19 protein-coding genes and 1 pseudogene are annotated in these 21,972 nt (G+C 71.3%); 8 read left to right on the top strand and 12 right to left on the bottom strand.

All coding sequences use genetic code 11. The features are described 5' to 3' along the window. The first annotated feature begins 142 nt into the window (after nucleotides 1-142). The 4 genes from SCMU_RS01370 (at nucleotide 143) to SCMU_RS01355 (ending at nucleotide 3,482) form a co-directional block, all read left to right on the top strand. A complete protein-coding gene (locus SCMU_RS01370; protein ID WP_229231182.1) occupies nucleotides 143-292 on the top strand; it encodes a hypothetical protein in 150 nt (49 codons plus the stop codon). Nucleotides 293-394: 102 nt separating this feature from the next. Then, nucleotides 395-544: a lmo0937 family membrane protein gene (locus tag SCMU_RS01365; protein WP_229231181.1), complete on the top strand. Its 150-nt coding sequence runs from the start codon at nucleotides 395-397 to the stop codon at nucleotides 542-544. A 92-nt stretch (nucleotides 545-636) separates the two neighbouring features. Then, complete coding sequence (locus SCMU_RS01360) at nucleotides 637-2,181, top strand: S8 family peptidase (protein WP_229231180.1); 1,545 nt, start codon at nucleotides 637-639, stop codon at nucleotides 2,179-2,181. 23 nt (nucleotides 2,182-2,204) lie between these two features. Next, the gene (locus SCMU_RS01355) at nucleotides 2,205-3,482 is read left to right on the top strand and encodes a hypothetical protein (protein WP_229231179.1); all 1,278 of its coding nucleotides are present in this window, start codon (nucleotides 2,205-2,207) and stop codon (nucleotides 3,480-3,482) included. A gap of 22 nt (nucleotides 3,483-3,504) precedes the next feature. On the opposite strand, the gene SCMU_RS01350 is transcribed toward SCMU_RS01355, so the two are convergent. The 7 genes from SCMU_RS01350 to SCMU_RS01320 all read right to left on the bottom strand — a co-directional run bounded on the left by SCMU_RS01350 (nucleotide 3,505) and on the right by SCMU_RS01320 (nucleotide 10,149). Beyond that, on the bottom strand, nucleotides 3,505-4,848 hold the full coding sequence (locus tag SCMU_RS01350) for a hypothetical protein (RefSeq protein WP_229231178.1): 1,344 nt from the start codon (nucleotides 4,846-4,848) through the stop codon (nucleotides 3,505-3,507). A gap of 157 nt (nucleotides 4,849-5,005) precedes the next feature. Next, a complete protein-coding gene (locus SCMU_RS01345; protein WP_229231177.1) occupies nucleotides 5,006-5,176 on the bottom strand; it encodes a hypothetical protein in 171 nt (56 codons plus the stop codon). A 149-nt stretch (nucleotides 5,177-5,325) separates the two neighbouring features. Beyond that, nucleotides 5,326-6,669 (bottom strand): hypothetical protein, encoded by a 1,344-nt coding sequence (locus tag SCMU_RS01340; protein WP_229231176.1) that lies wholly within the window; start codon nucleotides 6,667-6,669, stop codon nucleotides 5,326-5,328. 70 nt (nucleotides 6,670-6,739) lie between these two features. Then, nucleotides 6,740-7,573, bottom strand: coding sequence for an HAD family hydrolase (locus SCMU_RS01335; protein WP_229231175.1), 834 nt, complete (start codon nucleotides 7,571-7,573; stop codon nucleotides 6,740-6,742). Further along, nucleotides 7,574-8,104, bottom strand: coding sequence for a YbhB/YbcL family Raf kinase inhibitor-like protein (locus SCMU_RS01330; RefSeq protein ID WP_229231174.1), 531 nt, complete (start codon nucleotides 8,102-8,104; stop codon nucleotides 7,574-7,576). After that, entirely contained in the window at nucleotides 8,101-9,066 is a 966-nt protein-coding gene (locus SCMU_RS01325) for a carbohydrate kinase family protein (RefSeq protein ID WP_229231173.1), read from the bottom strand. Before SCMU_RS01325 ends, SCMU_RS01330 begins: the two co-directional genes overlap by 4 nt. Nucleotides 9,067-9,117: 51 nt before the next feature. Beyond that, entirely contained in the window at nucleotides 9,118-10,149 is a 1,032-nt protein-coding gene (locus SCMU_RS01320; RefSeq protein ID WP_229231172.1) for a LacI family DNA-binding transcriptional regulator, read from the bottom strand. A 128-nt stretch (nucleotides 10,150-10,277) separates the two neighbouring features. Between SCMU_RS01320 and SCMU_RS01315 the strand changes: the two genes are divergently transcribed. Further along, nucleotides 10,278-11,735, top strand: coding sequence for a sugar porter family MFS transporter (locus tag SCMU_RS01315; protein ID WP_229231171.1), 1,458 nt, complete (start codon nucleotides 10,278-10,280; stop codon nucleotides 11,733-11,735). 153 nt (nucleotides 11,736-11,888) lie between these two features. Here the strand turns inward: SCMU_RS01315 and SCMU_RS01310 are convergent, their stop codons facing one another. From SCMU_RS01310 to SCMU_RS01300, 3 genes are read right to left on the bottom strand one after another with little or no spacing between them, the layout of a single operon-like run. Continuing rightward, on the bottom strand, nucleotides 11,889-12,227 hold the full coding sequence (locus SCMU_RS01310; RefSeq protein WP_229231170.1) for an META domain-containing protein: 339 nt from the start codon (nucleotides 12,225-12,227) through the stop codon (nucleotides 11,889-11,891). A gap of 18 nt (nucleotides 12,228-12,245) precedes the next feature. After that, nucleotides 12,246-13,157, bottom strand: a complete 912-nt coding sequence (locus SCMU_RS01305) for a DUF4389 domain-containing protein (protein WP_229231169.1) — start codon at nucleotides 13,155-13,157, stop codon at nucleotides 12,246-12,248. Continuing rightward, the gene (locus SCMU_RS01300; RefSeq protein ID WP_229231168.1) at nucleotides 13,157-13,774 is read right to left on the bottom strand and encodes a hypothetical protein; all 618 of its coding nucleotides are present in this window, start codon (nucleotides 13,772-13,774) and stop codon (nucleotides 13,157-13,159) included. Before SCMU_RS01300 ends, SCMU_RS01305 begins: the two co-directional genes overlap by 1 nt. Before the next feature lie 139 nt (nucleotides 13,775-13,913). Between SCMU_RS01300 and SCMU_RS01295 the strand changes: the two genes are divergently transcribed. Then, nucleotides 13,914-15,014 carry a GTP pyrophosphokinase gene (locus tag SCMU_RS01295; protein WP_229231167.1) on the top strand — a complete coding sequence of 367 codons (1,101 nt, stop codon included), beginning with the start codon at nucleotides 13,914-13,916 and terminating at the stop codon, nucleotides 15,012-15,014. A 106-nt stretch (nucleotides 15,015-15,120) separates the two neighbouring features. On the opposite strand, the gene SCMU_RS01290 is transcribed toward SCMU_RS01295, so the two are convergent. Continuing rightward, the gene (locus SCMU_RS01290) at nucleotides 15,121-16,707 is read right to left on the bottom strand and encodes a S53 family peptidase (RefSeq protein ID WP_229231166.1); all 1,587 of its coding nucleotides are present in this window, start codon (nucleotides 16,705-16,707) and stop codon (nucleotides 15,121-15,123) included. 199 nt (nucleotides 16,708-16,906) lie between these two features. Here SCMU_RS01290 and SCMU_RS01285 point away from each other — a divergent pair. Next, nucleotides 16,907-17,185 (top strand): annotated as a pseudogene (locus SCMU_RS01285) (bile acid:sodium symporter family protein); the annotation flags it as partial. 21 nt (nucleotides 17,186-17,206) lie between these two features. On the opposite strand, the gene SCMU_RS01280 reads toward SCMU_RS01285, so the two are convergent. Beyond that, a complete protein-coding gene (locus SCMU_RS01280) occupies nucleotides 17,207-18,118 on the bottom strand; it encodes a LysR family transcriptional regulator (protein WP_229231165.1) in 912 nt (303 codons plus the stop codon). A 102-nt stretch (nucleotides 18,119-18,220) separates the two neighbouring features. On the opposite strand from SCMU_RS01280, the gene SCMU_RS01275 reads away from it, so the two are divergent. Beyond that, nucleotides 18,221-21,853: a proline dehydrogenase family protein gene (locus SCMU_RS01275; protein WP_229231164.1), complete on the top strand. Its 3,633-nt coding sequence runs from the start codon at nucleotides 18,221-18,223 to the stop codon at nucleotides 21,851-21,853. Nucleotides 21,854-21,972 lie beyond the last annotated feature (119 nt).

The following is a 21,972-nucleotide window of genomic DNA, read 5'->3' as shown; positions in this document are numbered from 1 at the left end:
CCAGGCGAACAGCGCCGGGCGGCCGGTGCGCGGCGACCAGTGCGCGTCCCATGGTCAGAAGCGCGCCCGCGTGCACACAATGTGCTCACTGGCTGCCCACGCTCAGTGGTTGCTCAAGTAGTTGCTCGAGAAGGAGTGCACAATGAAGCTGTTCATCTGGGGCCTCGCGCTGCTGGTCATCTTCATCCTCGGGATGCTGGTCAACATCGGCGGCGGCATCTTCATGTTCCTGTGGGCCGCAGTGATCCTCCTGGCGATCGGGGCGATGAAGCTCGCTCGGCCGGCTGGCTGAGGCGCTCCCGAGGCAAAATGTTTCAGTCGGCGGCCGAGTGGTTAATATCCGGGGCGTACTGAGAATGGCACAAGCGCCATTCCTAATGACCTAGGAGTACACATGCTTCTCTGGATCGCCCTCGCTCTGGTTGTCCTCTGGCTGCTGGGATTCATCGCGCTCCCGAGCCTCGGGTTGGTCGTGCACGTCCTTCTCATCGTGGCCGTGATCCTCTTGATCCTGCACTTTGTCCGAGGCCGCAGCAGGGTTTGACCCCCGTGAACTGACTGGGTCTGAACCCTTGAACTGACTGGCTCCCGTGGCGATCATTGCCACGGGAGCCAGCACGTTTAAGGGCGGTCAGGATGGTGTCTGGAACGGCCGGGGCCGAGCAGAAGCCCAAGTCGAGGATCATCGGCGACCTCACGATGCCGCCGGAGGGTGCCCGCGGTCTGGACGGGCCGGATCCGGACGAGGCGGTCGACGTCGTGCTTGAGCTCAACGCGCGGTACCCCGGGCCGGCGAGCGCGGCACACGAGGCCTTCAGGGGGCTGTGGCAGCGGTTCACGGAGCGCGCCGCTCCGAAGGATGATGTGCCGCGGGTGCTGTTCCAGACGACGAGGATCTCGCGCAAGCTGTACCAGTGCGTGCTCACGCGGGCCACGCTCGCCGTGCTCCTCGAGATGGACGTACCGGGGCCAGCGGGGGCGCGGATCATCTTCCGCGCCTGGCCGGACTACGAGCTGTACCCGCACATCGACCGCTCCGCGCCGACCGTCAAGATCGACGCCGCGCGCCGCTCGTTCAGCGCGCTCGGGGAGGGAATCGTGTGGGCCGTGATCGACACGGGGATCGACGCGACGCACCCCCACTTCTCGGCGCTCGAGCTCGCCCGGGAGGGGATGCCCGGCGCCGCCCCCTCGCCGCAGACCGGCGGCCTCCACCGGGACTTCTCGGGACTCGTGCGCCCGAGCCTCGGGCTGCCGACTGCCCCCGCTGGGCCGCTCGTGGACGAGGAGGGGCACGGGACGCATGTAGCAGGGATCATCTCCGGAGTGTGCCCCGACGGACGCACCCCGCATGTCGCCTCCTCGGACGAGGCGGCCGACGGCGGGTTCGTGCCCCGCGCGCACACCGGGTCTCTGAGCGGCATGGCGCCGCAGTGCGAGCTCGTGAGCCTCAAGGTGTTCCGGCGCGTTGCGGGCGTGCCGGTGACGTCCTCGGCCGCCGTGATCGCCGCGATCGAGCACATCCTCACCGAGGTGAACGTGAGCCGCCAGCCGCCACGGGTCCACGGAGTGAACCTGAGCCTGGGCTGCGAGTGGGACCCGAGCCACTACGCGGCCGGGCAGTCGCCGCTGGACCAGATGCTCACGGAGCTGGTCTCCACGGGCGTGAACGTCGTCGTGTCCGCGGGGAACAACGGCAGCGCCGCGGCCACGCAGTCCGCGAACCAGTCCACCGGAGTCCTCGCGTCGATCACGGAGCCGGGGCACACGGAGGCGGTCGTGACGGTCGGGTCGACCCACCGCGACGCGCCGCACGTGTTCGGGGTCTCCTGGACGTCCTCGAAGGGCCCCACGCTGGACGGACGGGCCAAGCCGGACGTGGTCGCGCCTGGAGAGTGGATCTGCTCCGCGGCGTCGGGGACGGTCCGCACCCGTGCAGGGCTCGATTCGGTCACGGGCGACGACGCGTCCCTCACCTATGCGGAGCTGTCTGGCACGAGCATGGCCGCGCCTCACGTCTCCGGGATCATCGCCGCCTTCCTGTCCGGACGGCCCGAGTACATCGGGCGCGCGGCGGACGTGAAGGCGCTTCTCATGCGCACCGCACTGGATCTGGGACGCGACAGGAACGGGCAGGGCGCGGGCCTCGCTGACGCGATGGCCATGCTGCTGAACTACTGAGGAACTACTGAAGGGATCGCATCGTGGACGGATCAGCCGGCAGCTACTGGCAGCTGCACTTCGACGAGAACGGCATGGCCCCGGAGGCGGCCTCGCTGGTCACTCAGATTGCCGCGGCCGGGGCCACCGACCTCTTCGTGATGAGCCACGGGTGGAACAACTCCGAGGGGGACGCCGAGAGCCTGTACTCCGCGATGTTCCCGCTCATCGCGGACGCACCCGGCGTTCCGGCACGCTCGCGCTATCTCGGCGTGTTCTGGCCCTCCATCTGGTTTCCCGACCCGCCGGCCGGCGCCACGGACGCCGCGCTGTCCGGGGCCCAGATCGCCTCCTCGCTCGCGCGGAGCGTGCCCGCGGCCGCGGCTCCACTCGCGCAGATGGGCGCGCTGATCGACACGGGGCTCGGACACGTGGATGCGGGGACGGCCACGCCCGCCGAGCAGGGCGCCGCCGTCGAGCAGTTCCACGGACTGCTGCAGGGCGTGTTCGGCGACACCACCGCGAGCACCGAGGACGACGGCGAGGGCGCTCTCATAGCCAGCCAAGACCCGAAGCGCGACTACGCATCCCTCGCCGTCACCATGGGCACGGCCCCGCCCGCCGGCGATGCCGAGGGCCTGGGGGACATCTTCGGGCCGATCTGGAACGGCGCAAAGGACGCGCTGAGGGTGGCCTCGTTCTACCAGATGAAGGGCCGTGCGGGGACCGTCGGGGCGAAAGGCCTGGGCCCGTTCCTCGCGCAGCTGCACGCCGCGGCCCCGACCCTCCGGGTGCACCTGATCGGGCACAGCTTCGGGGCGCGGCTCGTCTCCTTCGCGCTCAGCGGGCTCGGCACCCTGGCCGAGAGCCCGGTTGCCTCGCTCACGCTCCTGCAGGGCGCCTTCTCGCACTGGTCCTTCACGCAGGCGGCCGAGAGCCCGTTCGGCGAGGCCGGGGCCCTGTGCTCGGTGGCCGACCGGGTGGCGGGACCGCTCCTGTCCACCTTCACGACGGCGGACTGGGCCGTGGGCAAGTGGTACCCGCGGGCCTCGTTCCTGGCACAGCAGGACAATCAGGACGTGGCTACGCCGGATCGCTGGGGCGGCATGGGCTCGGATGGCTATCAGAGCGTCTCACCGAGCGGTGACCTCGCGCTCCCCCTGCCGCCCGGGACGCCGCTCGCGGCCGGGACGTTCTACCGGGCCGACGCGAACGGCGTCATCAAGGACACCTCGCAGTCCTCGTTCGCCGGCGCGCACTCGGACATCCGGCACCCCGAGGTGGCCGAGCTGATCGTCGCCGCGGCCACGGCGGGGGGCTAGGCCGGGTCTCGGAAGCGGCAGCTCAGCCGAGCATCGAGGTGAGGGCGTTGATGAGCGTGTCCTGGATGCCGCCGGAGCCCGCCTTGAAGTGGGCGATGTGGCCGTACACGGTCATGTTGCCGCCGGCAATCCCCGGGAAGTCAGGTTCCCACCCGCCCTCGTAGGAGCCCGCCGGCATGTACGGCGGGAGGAATTCGTCCGTGGGGAGGTAGGCGCACGACTCGTTGGCGTAGCCGCCGATCCAGAGGGCGTTGCTGCCGCCGTAGCGTGAGCGGAAGTAGGCCGCGTACCCGCTCACGAGCTCGCCACCCACGAACGCCATCTTCAGCGGGGTCGAACTGCCGATCGACCAGACCTGGAACGGAGACGGCATGCTCGTGGCGACGTCATCGTTGTCGATCCTGGCCATCATCACCTGTGCGTGCCGCGCATACCACGCGGGCTGGCCGTTCGGGTTCGGGAGCCTGCTCGCGTAGCAGTCGCGGAGCGCGGCGAGGTTCCCCGCCGAGGTGTCGATGTCGAAGGGCAGATCGACCTCCTGGTACTGCGTCAGGATCGGTCCCGTGAGGGCGCGGCCCGCGTTCCGCGCCGCGGCGACCACGGTCGCGCCGAGCGCATCGCCGTCCTGATCCCGGAGTGCCCACGAGGGGGCATCCGCCGGGTTCTGATCGCCGGCCGGCCCCTGGAGGAACAGGGCGAACGCCCCGAGGTTGTTCTCGATGTAGTTGCAGGCGCCCGCCGGGAAGTCGCCGTCGTACTGGTCCTGGTCGCCCGCCGCCACTGGGTGGCAGCCGTACCCGAAGACCACCGCCTCCGGGGTTCCGTTGGGCTGGCGCGCCACGAGGACCGGCACGTCCCGCTCGACGTAGGGCAGCCCGGCCCGGTTCACTGCAAACGTCTGGGTCGCGACCTGGTAGTCCAGGGTCACGGACGTCTCGGCGGCGTCGAGGGCGTCCTGGGCCGTCCCCACCATCGTGTCCTCGAGCCACGAGCTGTAGTCGCGGACCTCGTCCATCTCCGCGAGCCCGTACGCCATGAACGGGTGCAGGGAGTCGATGAGCACCGGCCCGTTGTGGGTGTGGGTCGACTGGAGCAGGATGTCCGAGGTGTCCCACGACGCGAGCCCCAGGATCCTTTCGCGGATGCGCTGGTGCATGGCGCGCGGGAGGGCGAGGATGTCCGCGCTCATGATCAGGTGGGGGTTGCCGTTCTCACGGATGACGACAGCCTTGCACCACAGCGGCTCGAAGGGCGTGTCCGTCGACACGGTGCGGCCGCCGTCGGCGGAGCCGAATCCCGCCAAGTAGGGGTTCGTCGCCATGGTCGGCGTGATCTCGTTCTGGGCGGTCGCCACGGTGAAGGCCATAAGCACTCCTCACACTCAGAGCAAGGAGAGCCCACCCCATCGGACTCGAGTCCCCCTGCGGTACCAGCACACCTGGAACCGCGCTCATTACATCACAGAGGGGCATCCAGCACGAGGGCTGATCGACGCAGAAGCCAGTCACACGCGCCGTCGTGCGTCACAAACGGCTATTCTCGGGGGCCACGATGGTGAGCACGCGGGCGGCCTCGGCCCAGATGAACGTGATGAAGGCACCGTCCTCGCCCTTCACCCACCGCTTGGCCACGGCGTTGGCCGGGTACAGGACGAGGCCCTGCACGGCCATGCCGTCGCCGCGGTCTCGAGCCACTGGACGTGGCCCGCCATCCAGGCGGCCTCGGCCTCGGTGGGCGGGGTGTACTGCGTTTGGGCGGGGTCGGCGCCGGTCACCTGGCGAGCCTAGCAGGGACCATCGGAGCGCGGGAGACGGGCACCGCGGAGGCGCTCGGGCTGCCTGGGCTACCCGAGCATCGAGGTCAGCGCGTTGATCAGCGTCGTCTCTACGCCGTTCGAGCCGGCCAGGAAGTGGGCCATGTGGCCGTACACGGTCATGCTGCCGCCTGCGAGGCCGGGGTAGTCGGGCTCCCACCCGCCCTCGTAGGAGCCCAGCGGCATGTTCGGCGGGAGGAACTCGTTCGAGGGGATGTAGGCGCAGGACTCGTTGGCGTAGCCGCCGATCCACAGCGCGCTGCTGCCCCCATAACGAGAGCGGAAGTACACCCCGTAGCCGCTCACCAGCTCGCCGCCGACGAACGCCATCTGCAGCGGAGTCGAGCTGCCGATCGTCCAGACCTGAAACGGCGAGGGCAGCCCCGAGGCCACGTTGCCGCTGTCGATGCGCGCCAGCATCACCTGCGCGTGACGCTGGTACCAGGCAGGCTGGCCGTTCGGGTTGGGCAACCGGCTCGCGTAGTCGGCGCGCACGGCGGCGAGGTTCCCGGCCGAGGTGTCGATGTCGAACGGGAGCTGGACCTCCTGGTACTGCGTAGTGATCGGGCCGGTCAGCGCCCGCCCGGCCGTCTGGGCGGCGTTGAGGACCGCGGTGCCGAGGGAGTCCCCGTCCTGGTCCCGCAGGGTCCACGATGGCGCATTGGCCGGGTTCTGGTCCCCGGCGGGACCCTGGATGAATAGTGCGAACGCGTTCGAGTTGTTCTCGATGTAGTTGCACGCCCCGGCAGGGTAGTCGCCGTCGTACTGGTCCTGGTCCCCGGCGGCGACCGGATGGCAGCCGTAGCTGAAGACGATCGCGGCGGGGCTCCCGCCCGAGTCGCGCGCCACGAGCACGGGCACGTCCGTCTCGTTGTAGGTCAGGCCCGCGCGGTTGACGGACCAGGTCTGGGTGGTGAACTGGTAGTCGAGGCTGATCGAGGTTTGGCCCGCGTTGAGGGCGTCCTGCGCGGTCTGCACCATCGTGTCCTCGAGCCACGAGCTGTAGGACCTGATCTGGTCCATCTCCGCAAGGCCGTACGCCATGAACGGCTGCAGGGTGTCCACGAGCACTGGGCCGTTGTGCGTGTGGGTGGACTGGATCAGGAGGTCGCTCGAGCCCCAGCTCGCGAGGGCCAGGATCCGGGGCCGAATGTTCTGGTGCATCGAGCGCGGAAGGTCGAGGATGTCCGTGCTCATGATCAGGTTCGGGTGTCCGTCCTCCCAGATCACCAAGGCCCGGCACCACAGCGGCTCGTACGGGGTGTCGGTCGAGACCGTGCGCCCGCCGTCAGCCGACCCGTACCCCGCGAGGTACGGGTTCGTGTCCATGGTCGGCGTGATCTCGTTCTTTGCGGCCGAAACCGTGAAGGCCATCGGTGCCCTCCCTCACCCGCGGTTCCACTAAGTGTGGGGCCTGCGTCCCATTAGACCACCACTCGCCGGGTCAGTGACCCTGCAGACGCAGTGCCAATTTCCGCTCGAGAACCTGGGCCACGCCGTCGTCCTCGATTCCCGGCGCGTGGAGCTCCGTCGCCGCGAGGGCCGCGGGGTGGCCCGAGGACATCGCGTAGCCTTCCCCTGCCCAGGCGAGCATCTCGACGTCGTTCGGCATGTCCCCGAACGCGACCACCTCGGCCGGCACGACCCCCAGCGCGTGCGCGTACTCGGCGAGCGTCACGGCCTTGTTGACGCCGAGCGGGGCCATCTCGAGCATCGTCATGTCCACCGCCGAGTGCGTCACCGACACGAGGTGGGAGACCTGCGGCGCGACGGCGCGGATGTACTCGTCCGCGGTGATGCCCTCGATCTTCGCCATGAACTTCACCACCTCGTCCCCCACCACGAGGTCCTCGAGGTCACCGTGCCGCACCTCGGCGAGGAGGCGCCGGTGCCGCGGCTCCGCGAACGCGTCCTCCATGACGAACTCCGCCGGGGTCTCCGCCGCGAAGGCCGTCTCGGGGAACAGCCCGCGCACGATCTCGCGGACCTCGAGCATCGTCTCCTTGCGGATCCCCTCCGCTGAGACCACCGACATCGATTCGAGGCTGTACACGAGCGCCCCGTTCGAGCAGATCACCGTCCCGGCGTGCCCGAGCTGCTCGCTCAGGGGCGTGAGCCACCGCGCGGGCCGCCCGGTCACGAACACGAGCTCGACGCCGGCCGCCTCGCACGCGTGCAGGGCCCTCACCGTGCGCTCGGTGATGCTGCCGTCGCGGCGCAGGATCGTTCCATCGATGTCGCTGGCGACGAGTCGCATGTCAAGGCGCATCTCGCGCATTCAGCGCACCTCGAACGTGGCCGTCAGGCTCGCGGACGCGAGCTCGTGCGCCGTGATGTCCTTCAGGACCCGCGAGCCCTTGCTCCGCGGGGTGCCCGGGACCATGGCCACCGAGAGGGCGTGCACTGTGAACACGTACCGGTGCGGTCCCGACCCCCGCGGCGGCGCGGCGCCCACGTACCCGGTGAAGCCGGCGTCGTTGACCAGCTCGAGCGAGCCGTTGGGCAGGCCCGCGTCCGTCTCGGCCGGCCCCATGCCGTCCGGCGCGCCGCCGGCGCCCTCGGGCAGCTCGTCCACCGCGGCGGGGATGTTGACCACGGCCCAGTGGCAGAAGCCGCCCGCCCGGGGCGCGTCTGGGTCCATGAGCGTGACGGCGAAGCTGCGGGTGCCCTCCGGCGCGCCGCTCCAGGCCAGCTGGGGCGAGAGGTCCCGCCCGTCGAGGCCGAAGTACGCGCTCGTCTGCGGCTGCTGCAGCGTGCCGCCTTCCGTGACATCCTGGCTTGTCAGGACAAAGTGTGATGCGTCGGTCATGGTGCACCTCCGTTCTGTGGGCTGTTCGCGGGGGCTCCGGCCCGGAGTTCCGCGCGCGACGGCGGGTTCGCGCCCGGGCGCGACACGGTCACCGCTGCCGCGCGGGCGGCAAAGTCGAGGATCCGGGCGAGCTCGCGGGCATCGAGGCGCCGCAGCTCCGAGCGCCGCTGCGCGCCGTCGAGCTCCCGGTCCACGACCGCGGAGAGCAGCGCGGCCATGAACGAGTCGCCGGCGCCCACGGTGTCGGCGACCTTGACCGACGGGGCGGGGACGGCGGCCTCGCCGTCGTGCCCCACCGCCCACGGCCCCTCAGCGCCGCGGGTCACGACCACGAACGCCGGGCCCTCCGGGGCGCCGAGCGTAAGCCAGCGGCGTGCGGAGTCCAGCGGGTCGACGCCCGGGTAGAGCCACGCGAGGTCCTCGTCCGAGGCCTTGACCACGTCCGCGAGCGCCACGAAGCGTTCCACGCGGCCGCGGACCACCTCGGGGTCCGTGGTGATGGTGGGACGGCAGTTCGGGTCGAAGCCGATCGTAGCGCGCGGGCGTGCGCGCTCCACGATGCGCAGCACCTGGTCCGCGCCGGGCTCGAGGACGGCGGCGATCGAGCCCGTGTGGACCAGCGTCGTGGCGCTCAGGAGCGTGTCGAGGCGGTCCCGCAGGTTGGGCAGGTGCCAGTCCAGCTCGAAGTGGTAGGTTGCGGCGCCGCGGTGGTCGAGCTCGGCGGTCGCGACCGACGTCGGGCTGTCATCCGGGGGGAGGGGGACGAGCACGTTCGCGCCCCGGAGGTGCTCCGCGAGCAGGCGGCCGTTGGCGTCATCGCCCCAGCGGCCGACGAACTGCACCGGATGGTCGAGCCGCGCGAGGCCCACCGCGACATTGAGCGGGCTCCCGCCCGGGTGCGACTCCGTGCCCGAGGCGCGGCGGACCACGTCGATGAGCCCCTCGCCGATGACTGTCAGCATGGGATTCACGGTAACAGCCGAGGGCCCCGGCGGGCATGGGCGGGCGGGACGTTAAGCCCCCGGCGCAGGAGGTGCTGTGGACGCGCGCAGCACGAGGCGCGGCTGCGTGCAGCGGTCGACCGGCGGGGCATCCGGGAAGCGCAGCCTCTCGAGCGCAGCGGCGCCGGCGTCGCGGCCGAGTTCGTGGGAATGGAGGTCCACGGACGTGAGGTCGATCCCGGTCAGGCCAGCGATCCTCGAGTCGTCGTACCCCACGAGCGAGAGGTCCTGGGGCACCACGAGACCGAGCGCGCTCGCCGCCTCGCGCACCCCAAGGGCCAGCTGGTCGTTGTGCGCGAAGACGGCCGTCGGCCGGTCTGCCGCGGCCAGGAACCGGAGCGCGGCCTCCTGCCCGGCCTCGAGCGAGTACCCCGGCGCGACGACCACCCGGGGCGGGAGGCCGGCGTCGTGCATCAGGTCCTCGTAGGCGCGGCGGCGCGCGTGGCGGCCCTCGAACCACGGCCCCGAGACGTGGACGATGCGCGTGTGGCCCAGCGCGAGGAGGTGCTCGACGGCGGCGCGGGCGCCGGCGCCGTCGTCCGAGTACACGCTGTCCACCCCCTCGACCCGCCGCGCGACGTTGACGATCGGGACCAGGCGGGAGGCCTCGCGCACCGCGGCGTCCGGGCCCGTCATCGTCGCGGCGATCACGACGCCGACCCTCGCCTCGAGCAGCGGGCCCAGCTCGGCGTCGCCGGACTCCGCGGCCGCGTCCCCCTCGGCCACGCTCAGGATGATGCGGGCGCCCGAGCCCTCGAGCGCCTCGCGGACGCCGACGAAGATGTCCGCGTAGACCTCGTTGTGCAGGTCGAGGAGGTGGAGGCCGATCGAGGAGGCACGCTTGCGCGCGAGCTGGGCGGCGACCGCGTTGTGCCGGTATCCGAGGCGCTTGGCGGCCTCCAGGATCGCGCGGCGGGTCTCCTCGCTGACCCCCGGAGCGTTGCGGAACGCGAACGAGACCAGGGTCCGCGAGACGCCGACCTCCCGCGCGACGTCGGCCTGGGTGGCGGGGCGGCGCGGGCCCGGGCGGGTCGGTGTGGACATGGTCCTATCGTCGCATCACGGGATCTTTGAGAATTTTGTCCATATGACCTTACATATGTGCCTTTCGCGCGTTAGGCTTTTGGGAGACGCGGGTCACAGGCCCGCAACCGCACGACAAAGGAGTCCTGATGTCCGCCACCAAGGCAACGCACAGTTCCGGTTCCAGGCAAGCCGCGAATCTCCCGCCCCTTACGTCCGGCCCGCACTCGAAGCGACTCGGCCTCGTGGCCCTCGTCGCGACGTTCGGCGGACTGCTCTTCGGCTACGACACGGGCGTGATCAACGGCGCCCTGAGCCCGATGTCCACGGAACTCGGGCTGACCCCGATCACCGAGGGCGTCGTCACCGCCTCGCTCGTCTTCGCGGCCGCCATCGGCGCCATCTTCGGCGGGCGGCTCTCCGACGCGTGGGGCCGCCGCAGGACGATCATCCTCCTCGCCGTGCTCTTCTTCGCCGGGACGCTCGCTGTCGTCTTCACGCCGAACTTCGAGATCCTCGTGATGGGGCGCATCCTCCTCGGCCTCGCCGTCGGCGGTGCGTCGACGGTCGTGCCGGTCTTCCTCGCCGAGCTCGCACCCTACGAGATCCGCGGTTCCGTCGCGGGCCGCAATGAGCTCGCGATCGTCGTCGGCCAGCTCGCCGCGTTCGTCATCAACGCCATCATCGGCAACACCCTGGGCCACCTCGACGGCGTCTGGCGCATCATGTTCGCGATCTGCGCCCTGCCCGCGATCGCGCTGTTCTTCGGCATGCTGCGGATGCCCGAGTCCCCGCGCTGGCTCGTCGAGAAGGGCCGCCACGCCGAGGCCCTCGCGGTCCTGAAGACCATCCGCGCCGACGACCGTGCCGTCGCCGAGCTCGCGGACGTCGAGCAGGTCGCCAAGGAAGAGCGCGAGAGCCACCAGATCGGCTGGCGCGCGATCTTCTCGAACAAGAACCTGTTCCGCATCCTCCTCGTCGCCATCGGCCTCGGCGTGGCCCAGCAGCTCACCGGCATCAACTCGATCATGTACTACGGCCAGACCGTGCTCACCGAGTCCGGCTTCAGCAAGGACGGCGCGCTCATCGCCAACGTCGCACCCGGCGTGATCGCCGTCGTCGGCGGCATCATCGCCCTGAAGATGATGGACCGTCTGGACCGCCGTAAGACGTTCATCATCGGCCTCTCGCTCACCACCGCCTGCCACGTCCTCATCGGCATCGCCTCGATGGCCCTGCCCGTCGGCAACCCGGTGCGCCCGTTCGTGATCCTGTTCCTCGTGGTCGCCTTCGTCGGGTCGATGCAGACCTTCCTCAACATCGCCGTGTGGGTCTACCTCTCCGAGATCTTCCCGCTCCACATGCGCGGCTTCGGCATCGGCGTCGCGGTGTTCGCCCTCTGGGTGGTCAACGGCTTCCTCTCGCTGTACTTCCCGTCGATGGTCGCGGCGATGGGCATCACCGGCACGTTCTTCCTCTTCGCAGTCGTCGGAGCGCTCGCACTGGTCTTCGTGATCACCCAGGTCCCCGAGAGCCGCGGCCGCACCCTCGAGGCCCTCGAGGAGGACGTCACCACCGGCGCGATCTACCTCGTGCACAAGAGGTAGGCCCGCAGACCCCTCCGGGCCGGGCGGGCGTGCGATTCTGCTCAGACCGGCGACGATCACCGGCGTGCCACGCGATGGCACGCCGGTGATCTGTGTCTTGGGCGGGCGAGCCCGAGCAGGATCGCCCCCCGAGCAGGATCGCCCGCACGGCGTTCACGCGCGCCGGAATACGACCGTCCCGCGGGCGTTGGACCACGTGAGCATGGTCCCGTCGAACGTGTAGGCCACCGGCTCCCCGATGAGGGCGAACGTCCATGCCTCGTACTGGGCCGCGGGACCGGTGCAGGCCTTGGCGCTGCGGACTAACCGGGTGCGGTCGAAGGTGAGCGTCCCGCCGTCGAGGGCAGCCGGTCCGCCGCCGCTGTTGCACGGGGTCGTGATGCCGCCCTGGACCTGCCCGTCGACCATCATGACGCTGAACGTGATCGGATCCGCCGCGAGCCACACGAGCGGACCCGTGGGATCCGATCCCGAGACCGATGTGAACGTCACGCAGCCACCGTGCCGAGGCTACAGGGGCGGCGCGCCATTCGGGCCCTGGCTGCTCGGGCCGGAAGCGGGCGCGGGGTCTGTGGGCCCCTGATCGAGCCGGAGGGGCGGGTACTCGTCCCGCAGCAGGAGCACATAGGTCCAGACCCGGAAGAGCCATCGATTGATGCCCACCACGAAGGCGAAGAGCTCCTGCGAATACCGTCCGGTGAACAGGACCACCACGGCGGCGAAGAGGACGAGGAGGCCCAGGAGGGGCGCCCCGCCGTTGGCGCCCACCGATCCGGCGCCCGTGTCCCACCACACCCCGGCGCCGCGGCTGCCGGCGCTGCCCGTGAGTGCGGCCACGATCAGCAGCTGGGGAAGGGCCAGGAGCCACCACTTGACCAGCACAAGGCCGCGGGAGAGGCGCTCGGGGTACGGCACGTCGAGATCGGCCGGGTAGTCCGCCGAAGCCAGGGTGAACGGAGGGTAGCGGTCCGTCCCGAGGGCGGAGTACGTGTAGAAGCCAACCCGCCACGTCCACCGCATGACCCCGACGCTGAAGGAGAACAGCGACCGCGGGTAGCGGCCCGTGAACAGGATCGCGAATCCCGCCGCGATGGTGCTCACGAACAGCGCGAACCAGAGGATCGCGAGAACGATCCCGTGGGGGATGGCGAGCAGCCACTTGACGATCCACAGGCCGCGGGAGAGGTGAGGATCAAGGTATCCGGTGAAGCGAAGGGGATAGACCGCGGCGGGATCGGCCGCAGTCGTCGGGGCGCCGATGTCGCGACCCAGCCCCGCGGCCCCGAAGAGCAGCAGCACGATGCCGACGACCACGCCGATGAGCCCAGACGCCAGGAGCCCCGAGCCGACGGGCCCGAACAGGCTGGACCGCACGCCCACCTGGACGTCCGCCCACACCGGCCGGCTCCCGTCCACGTTCATCACCACGAGGCTCCAGCTGCCCTCCTTGAGGTCGAACGCGACAGACTGCGTCCCCGTCCCGGAGGCCGAGACGGCCCAGAAGCCCTGCGCCGTGGGGGCGGCGGGGGTGCGGTTCCCCGGGAGGGCTGGATCTCGCCGGCGTTGGCCCTGGAGCCCGACGGCACGCGGTTGCCGGGCCGGAGTCCGTCGATCGACCAGGAGACGTTCCCCACCGATGCGCTGGGGACGTCGCGGAGGTAGTCGGAGACCTTGGAAGAGTCCGCGATGCCCACGAAGATCGCCTGCCCCGGAACGGCCGATGCGGCCCGAACCTCCACGCCCGCGAGGTCGCCGAGGGCTGGCATGCCGGGCGCCCCGGCGGCGCCAGTGCCCCCGAGGTCGATCCGCGCCGAGGGCGAGGTCAGCGCGTACCCGGTGGTGCGGAGGCGCTCCGTGCCCGAGAGCACGTAGCCGCCGTCGTGCTGCGCCGCCGCGCCGCCGAGGAGGACCGATCCGCCGGCGGTCAGCCCGCCTCCGACGGCGGCCAGAACCACGCCGAGGACCAGCAGGACCCAATGCCCCGGATTCATGGTGCCGGCGGGCTTCACGGGATGGGTTGCGGATGCTTGGGCGCTCATGGGGAATCCCCTCGTCTGTGCACGCAGTGTGGGCCCTTCCCCACCACTCTCGGCAGAGGGGGCGCACCGCGCTAGGGCCCAAAGGCTCGGCGGGGTGCCTGGGGCACGACTGTCGGTGCGGATTGCTACCGTTTTGACCATGGCCCCCAACTACGACCGCCTCGACGCCGGGCAGCGCGCACTCGTGGACGCGTCCGTCGCGACGTACGAGCGGGTGCGGCCCGAGCTGAAGAACGTCACCAAGGACATGCTCGTGACGCTCATCGCGATGTTCAAGGACTCCGAGGTGGACCCGCTCTTCATCACCGGGCGCACTAAGACCGTCGAGTCGTTCCGGGAGAAGATCTCCCGCCTCGACCCGCCGGCCGTGCCCGGCGAGGAACCAACCCTGAAGTTCCCGGACCCGTTCCGCACCCTCAATGACATGGTGGGCGTCCGCGTCATCACCAAGCTGCCTGCGGAGAACACCACGGTCGCGAACATCATCAAGCGGCAGCGCCAGATCTTCGACTGCCGGGGAGACCGCGAGAAGGCCATCGGCTCGATCGAATCGGGAACGTACGGCTACTCGAGCCGCCACCTGATCCTTCGGACCATCCACAACGACGCCGTCCGCGCCTACCAGGCCGCGTTCAACCCGGAGCTGCCGGCCAACGGGTCCTACTTCTTCGAGTGCCAGATCCGCACCGTGTTCGCCCACGCGTGGAGCGAGATCGAGCACGACATCCGCTTCAAGGGCCAGGACCCCCGCGCGTGGAGCCCGCAGTTCGACCGGCAGTTCACGGCCACCGCTGCGATGCTCGAGGTGGTTGAAAAGGAGTTCGCCGACCTCCACGACCGCTACGAGACTGTGGTCAGCTACTGGGCCGCCGACGGGGAGGGCGCCGCCCCCCTGACTCCGGATCGCATCCGGGACGTGTGGCAGACGCTCCTTCCGCACGTGGACCGCAAGGTCGACGACGACTGGGGCTGGGCCGCCGAGCTCGTCGCCGCCCACGGGCTGACCGAGACGCGCCAGCTGGTTGAGCTGCTCGACTCCGAGCGGATCACCGAGGTCCGCAAGGCCCTCGACCACCGCTACTCCCCCGGCCCGGACCGCCTCCTCGACGACCTCCTGCTCTGGGTGTACGGCCGCGGGCACATCGAGCTCACGGCCGAGCCGGCCGACGCCGGGCCCCACCCGCGGCGCGACTCCCTCCAGCGCAGGCTTAAGCAGATCGAGCGGTACCGGCTGATGTGACGGCGGGTCGGCGCCCACCCTCCCTGCGGCGCGCACGACGGCGGGTGGGCCGGCCCGCGCGGGGCCCCACCCGCCGTCGTGCGTCAGTCAGCCGCGCGGGGCCGGGTCAGCCGGCCTTCCCGCCGAGGGCCTTCAGCAGGGCCGCGCCGTTGGGCGAGCCGAGACCGGTGCAGGCGTCCCAGCCGGGCCCGGCGTGGTAGGTGCCGTTGTTGCCCACGGTGATGTCACGGAACGCACCGGGCTGCGCGTAGAGGGCAGGCTGGAAGAGCCCGAACCGCTTCCCCGTGGCCTGGGCCAGGCGGGCGATGAGCGCCGCCCACAGCGGGGCCACGGCGCTCGTCCCGCCGATCACCATGTCAGAGCCGTCCACGCGGACGCGGTAGCCGGTCTGGGGGTCGGCCACGCCTGCCACGTCGGGGACGCCGCGCCCGTGCGGGGGGTTGGGCCCGGGCTTCGGCTTGCGGTGCGCCGCCGATCCCGCGCCCTGCCACGCGGGGGTGGGGAAGACGTCGCTGTACCCGCCGCCGGTGGCGGACGTGGTGGGCGAGTCGTTCCAGACCGTCTCGGACGTGATGGTGCCCGTGGACGGGTCGGCCTGGAGCCGGGTGCCGCCGCACGCGAGGGCGTGGGGGCTGGAGGCGGGGAAGTCGGCGTGGTCGTGGCCGTCGCTGGCCCCGTCGGTGCTGCCCCGGTCCCCGGCGGCGGCGGTCACGGTGACGCCGAGCGCGGCGGCATCGGCGAGGGCCTGGTCGAAGGCATTGCGGGCCTGGGCGGTCCAGTCGTCCTCGCTCTGGCCCCAGCTGATGCTGATCGCGCACGGCGACGGCGTGGCGTGGGCGGCGGTGGCGAGGGCGTCGAGGAACCCGGCATCGGTGTTCGGCGCGAAGTACACGAGGATCGAGGCCTTCGGCGCGAGCGCCCCCACCACCTCGATGTCAAGCAGCACCTCGCCGTCCGCGCCCTGCGGGTCCTTGCCGGGCTGGTTCGTGGCCCCGTCGACCCCCACGGCCTTCACCGAGGGCGCGGCGAGGCCGAGCCCGGAGAAGTAGGCGTCCAGGTCTGCCTGGCCGAACCCGCCGCCGAGCTCGAGGATCGCCACGGTCTGGCCGGACCCGTCGGTGCCGGTGGGGAACGCATAGATCGTGCCGAGGTCCGGCGGGCTGTAGCTCGTGGCGGCCGCGGCGAGGGGCATCAGCCGAAACTGCGGGCGGGCCTGCGGCCTGTTGTCGAGCCCCAGGACCGCTGTCACCACGCCGTCGAGGGACGCCGGGACGCTCAGCCCGCCCGTCCGGTGCCGGTGCGAGACGGCCTCCCCGCCGGGGCCGGTGCTGGTCGCGGAGTCGAGGCTCGTGCCGAAGATCCGGCTCAGCGTCCCGACCGTCCCGGCCAGCCGCAGGCGCCGGGACGCGGCATCCGACTCGATCACCTCCGCGCCGAGCCGGGTGAACGTCTCGGTGGCGAGCCGCAGGTCCGCGTCCGCTGCGCCGTGGCCTTCAGCGAGCGCCTCGTGGGTCAGGTGGGCGGACGGCTGCTCGGGCAGCGGGGCCTTGCGGCGCAGCACCACCGTCACCTCGATCCGCTCCGAGGGGTCCGCGGGCTTGGCCGCCCTCAGCCCCGGTGCGGGGGGCCGCTCCGATCCGGCGAGCGGGATGCTCGGCTCGGTCGCGTCGGGGCTCTTCGTAGGGTCCGTCATGGCGTGCTCCGTTCGTCGGTCCGGTCGTGGCCGGGGTGCTGCGGGAGGGTGCGGTCCGTACCGCCCGACACTACGCGCGCGGCCCAGCGCCTGGCTATGCACCACGCCCGGCGGGCGCACGACGGCGGGTGCGCACCCGCCGTCGTGCGCTGCGGCCGGCGCGAGCGTTCCTCAAGAAGGCCGTGGCGAAGGGGCTGCCGGCCCTGCCCTGGGGCTCGGCTACCTCGCGGGCAGGATCGGCCGCCTCGACCACAAGGCCCGCCGGGCCCTCGCCTTCGAGGTGGGCATGCAGAACTCCGGACTGGCCGCGACGCTGGCCGCCGCGCACTTCACGCCGCTCGCCGCGCTGCCCTCCGCGGTGTTCTCGGTGTGGCACAACCTCTCCGGCGCCGTCGTGGCTGCATGGCTCGCACGGAGGCCGCTGCCCGGTCAGGAGCGCACGGTCGCCTGGATGGCGCGCTCCGAGAAGGAGAAGTGACGGCCGGCCGGGAGCGCACGCTCACTCCGGCAGGAGCTCCCGGGCGGTCTCCTCGAGCGCGCCGCGGACGGCGAGCATCATCGGGTTCGCGACCCCCGAGGACCGCATCGACGTGAACACGGTGCGCTGAGGCGCGCCGTCCAGCGACACGAGCCGGGCCGACGGCGTCCGGCCCACCCACACGAGATCCGGCAGCAGCGCCACGGCGTTGCCGGACTCGACGAGGCGGACGTGGGCCTGGAGGTCCGCAGTCTCGTACCGCACGTCCGGCTCGAAGCCCGCGGACCGGCACGCCTGCTCGGCCCAGTGCCTGGAGGCGGCCCCGTGCGGCTCCATGACCCACGGCAGGTGCGCCGCGTCACGGAGCCGGCGCGCGGCGTCGTACTCGGTCCCCGAGCCCTCCGGCGGGAGGGCGAGCCGGATAGTGTCCCGCGTGAGCCCCTGCCGGTCGAGCCCCGGGTAGTGCGGCGCGGCATGGTGGGGGTACTGCTCGGCGACGACGAGGTCGAAGCTGCGCGCCCACGTCTCCCGCAGGGCGGTCTCGGGCTCGTGCTGGACCATCTCGACGCGCAGCTGGGGGTGGCGCTCCCGCAGCATGCGGAGTGCGGCGGGCATGAGGGCGAGCGCGGCCGTCTGGAACACCGCCAGGCGCACCGTCCCGCTGACCTCGCTCTGGCTCGCCGCGAGCGCCGCCTCCGCGCGCTCGAGGTCCGTGAGGAGCGCCTCGGTGTGGGCCACGAGGACCTGCGCCTGCGGGGTGAGCAGGACGCCGCGGCCGGACTTGCGCAGGAGCTCGACCCCCGTCTCCTTCTCGAGCAGCGCAAGCTGCTGCGACACCGAGGACGGGCTGTACGCGAGAGCCTCGGCGACCTCGGCCAGGGTGCCGCGGATGCTCAGCTCGCGCAGGAGCCTGAGGCGGCGGATCTCAAGCATCGTGGTGCCTCCGTGGGGGCTCGGAAATCATCGGCATTCCTGACCATTATCGGTCATAAATCGTTGCTTCTCCTTCCGTGTTCCGCGCCACATACTGGCATCATGACAACACCAGCCCCCGCCCCGACCTCGAGCGTGCGCCCACAGGACCTCGCCGAGACCGCGATCGCCCAGGTCCGCACGTGGCTCGACGCCGCCGCGACCTACCCCGTCGATTCCTCCGCCGCCCAGCTCGCGGGCGTGCTCAAGGACCCCAATGGGCTCGCGTTCACCGTGGGGTTCGTGGACGGCGTGGTGCGACCCGAGGACCTCTCCGTCGCCGCGCGGAACCTGCGCGAACTCGCGCCGAAGGTCCCCGCCTTCCTGCCCTGGCCCATGCGGCAGGCGGTCGCGCTCGGTGGGGCGCTCGCGCCGGCGATGCCCGGCGTCGTTGTCCCGATCGCTCGCCGGGTGCTGCGCGAGATGGTGGGCCACCTCATCGTCGACGCGTCCGACAAGAAGCTCGGGCCCGCAATCGCCAAGATCCGCAAGCCCGGCGTCCACCTGAACGTGAACCTCCTCGGCGAGGCGATCCTCGGGCAGGGCGAGGCCGAGCGGCGCCTCGAGGGAACCCGCCGGCTGCTCGCGCGGGACGACGTGGACTATGTCTCCATCAAGGTCTCCTCGACGGTGGCCCCGCACAACCACTGGGCCTTTGACGAGGCCGTGGAGCACATCATCGACTCCCTTGCCCCGCTCTACCGGCTCGCCGCCGCGGGTTCCGCAGAGGACCGGGCCAAGTTCATCAACCTCGACATGGAGGAGTACAAGGACCTCGACCTGACCATCGCCGTCTTCACGCGGCTCCTCGAGCGGGCCGAGTTCCGCGGGCTCGAGGCCGGGATCGTGCTCCAGGCGTACCTGCCGGACGCTCTCGGGGCGATGATGCACCTCCAGGACTGGGCCGCCGCGCGCGTTGCCGCGGGCGGCGCACCCATCAAGGTCCGCGTGGTCAAGGGGGCGAACCTCCCCATGGAGCACGTGGACGCCGAGATCCACGGCTGGCCCGCCGCGACCTGGGACTCCAAGCAGGCCTCCGACACGTCGTACAAGGCGGTCCTCGACTACGCGCTGCACCCCGAGCGCCTCGCGAACGTCCGCGTGGGCATCGCCGGGCACAACCTGTTCGACGTGGCCCTCGCGTGGCACCTCGCGAAGGCGCGCGGCGTGGAGACCGGCGCGGGGCACGGAGAGCTGGCCGGGCGGAAGGCTCCCATCGAGTTCGAGATGCTCCTCGGCATGGCGTCCGCCCAGGCCCAGGCCGTCCTGGCCGATGTGGGCCACCTCCTCCTCTACACACCGGTGGTGCACCCCGGCGAGTTCGACGTCGCCATCGCGTACCTCATCCGCCGCCTCGAAGAGGGCGCGAGCCAGGACAACTTCATGTCCGCGGTCTTCGAGTTGGACTCCAACGACGTGTTGTTCGAACGTGAGAAGAAGCGCTTCCTCGCCTCGCTCGCCGCGCTCGACGCCGCGCCGTTCGCCGACCGCTCCGGACGGCGCACCGTGCCGGGCCCGAACCGGACCCAGGACCGCTCCCAGCCCCCGTCTGAGGGTCAGCTCCTGAAGGTTACCTCACGTGACTCCCAGAAGCTGACTCCCAGACGGGATGTGCCCGGAGCGGGGTTCTCCAACACCCCCGACACCGACCCCGACCTGCCCGCCAACCGGGCGTGGGGGCGCTCCATCATGTCCCGTGCGGAATATAGCCGTATCGGCATTGACACGGCGGACGCGGCGACGCTGCAGACGGAGGGCGAGCTCGACGCCGTCGTGCGCACCGCGGTGACCGCCGGCGAGAGGTGGGGCGCACTCACGGGCGCCCAGCGCGCCGCGGTGCTGGACGAGATGGGCCGGGTGCTCGAGCGGCGCCGCGCGGACCTGCTCGAGGCCATGGCGTCCGAGGCGGGCAAGACCCTCGACCAGGGCGACCCGGAAGTCTCCGAGGCCGTCGACTTCGCGCACTACTACGCGACCCTGGCCCGCGAGCTCGATGCCGTGGACGGCGCCGCATTCGTCCCGAGCCGCCTCATTGTCGTCACGCCGCCATGGAACTTCCCCGTGGCGATCCCCGCGGGGTCCACACTCGCGGCGCTCGCGGCCGGCTCCGGCGTGGTGATCAAGCCCGCGAAGCAGGCGCGCCGCTCCGGCTCCGTCATGGTCGAGGCCCTGTGGGAGGCGCTCGAGGCGGCCAAGGGCGAGACCGGCGTGGGGCGCGAGGTGCTCCAGCTGGTCCAGCTTTCAGAACGAGGCCTCGGCCAGCGGCTCATCGCGCACCCCGACGTGGACCGCGTGATCCTCACCGGCGGCTACGAGACGGCCCAGCTGTTCCGCTCGTTCCGGAAGGACCTGCCGCTGCTCGCGGAGACGTCCGGCAAGAACGCGATCATCGTGACCCCGAGCGCGGACCTCGACCTCGCGGCGAAGGACGTCGCGCACTCGGCGTTCGGGCATGCGGGGCAGAAGTGCTCGGCGGCGTCGCTCACGGTGCTCGTGGGCTCGGTGGCGCAGTCCAAGCGGTTCCGGAACCAGCTCATCGACGCCGTCCAGTCGCTGCACGTGGGCTACCCGTGGGACCCGCGCAGCCAGATGGGGCCGGTCATCGAGGCGCCGGGCGAGAAGCTGCGCCGCGGCCTCACCCAGCTCGGCGACGGCGAGCGCTGGATCCTCGAGCCGCGCCAGCTCGACGAGTCCGGCAAGCTCTGGAGCCCCGGCGTCCGCGCGGGCGTGCGGCCCGGCTCCGAGTACCACCTCACCGAGTACTTCGGCCCGATCCTCGGCGTCATGACCGCAGAGACGCTTGAGGAGGCAGTGGCCCTCGTCAACCAGATCGAGTACGGCCTCACCTCCGGCCTGCACTCCCTCGACGCCGGCGAAATCGACTACTGGGCCGAGAACATCCAGGCCGGCAACCTCTACGTGAACCGCGGGATCACGGGCGCGATCGTGCAGCGCCAGCCGTTCGGCGGGTGGAAGAAGTCCGCCGTCGGGGCCGGGGCGAAGGCCGGCGGCCCCAACTACCTCGCGGGGCTCGGCTCGTGGGAGGACGCGCCCGTCAGCGGCGGCGCACGGGTCGAGGGGCCCGCCGGGGAACTGCTCGCGGCGGCGCGGGCTGCCGTCGGAGCGGGCCTCACCGCGGACGACGCCGCGTGGCTGGCTTCCGCGCTCGCTTCCGACGCCGCACTGTGGGCCTCGGAGTTCGGCGTATCCAAGGACGTCTCGGGCCTGGCCTGCGAGCGCAACGTGTTCCGGTACCGTGCGCTGCCGGTGACCGTGCGGTTCGAGTCGGGGACTTCGGGCCACGGCGTGGCCGAGCTCCTGCGGGTGGCGGCCGCGGGCCTCGTGGCGGGATCGCGCGTGACGGTGAGCAGCGCCGTCGTGCTTCCCGGTTCCGCGGCAGACGTGCTGCGCCGGCACGGCGTCGCGGTGAGTGTGGAGGACGCGGCCGAGTGGCGTCGGCGCGCGGCGGGGCTCGGGTCGGGGCGTGTGCGGCTCATCGCGGGCGACGGCGCAGCCTCCTCCCAGCGCGACCTCGCCGACGCCGTGGACGGCACCCCCGACGTGGCGGTCTACGCGCACCCAGTGGTCTCGGCGGGGCGGGTGGAGCTCCTGCCGTTTGTGCACGAGCAGGCCGTCTCTGTCACGGCACACCGGTTCGGCAACCCGAACCCGGTGATCGACGCCGTGCACCTCTGAAAGGACGCCGTTCACCTCTAAGAGTCAGCTCCTGGAGGCCAGCTCCTGAGGGTCATGTTCTGGGAGTCACATCGCGTGACCTCCAGAACATGACCCTCAGCATGGGGGCGCCGCCTTCG

Origin of the sequence: Sinomonas cyclohexanicum, from assembly GCF_020886775.1 — a bacterium.
Lineage (GTDB): Bacteria > Actinomycetota > Actinomycetes > Actinomycetales > Micrococcaceae > Sinomonas > Sinomonas cyclohexanicum.
Note: the sequence above shows the minus strand (reverse complement) of the source record. Positions and strands in the feature narration are given on the sequence as shown.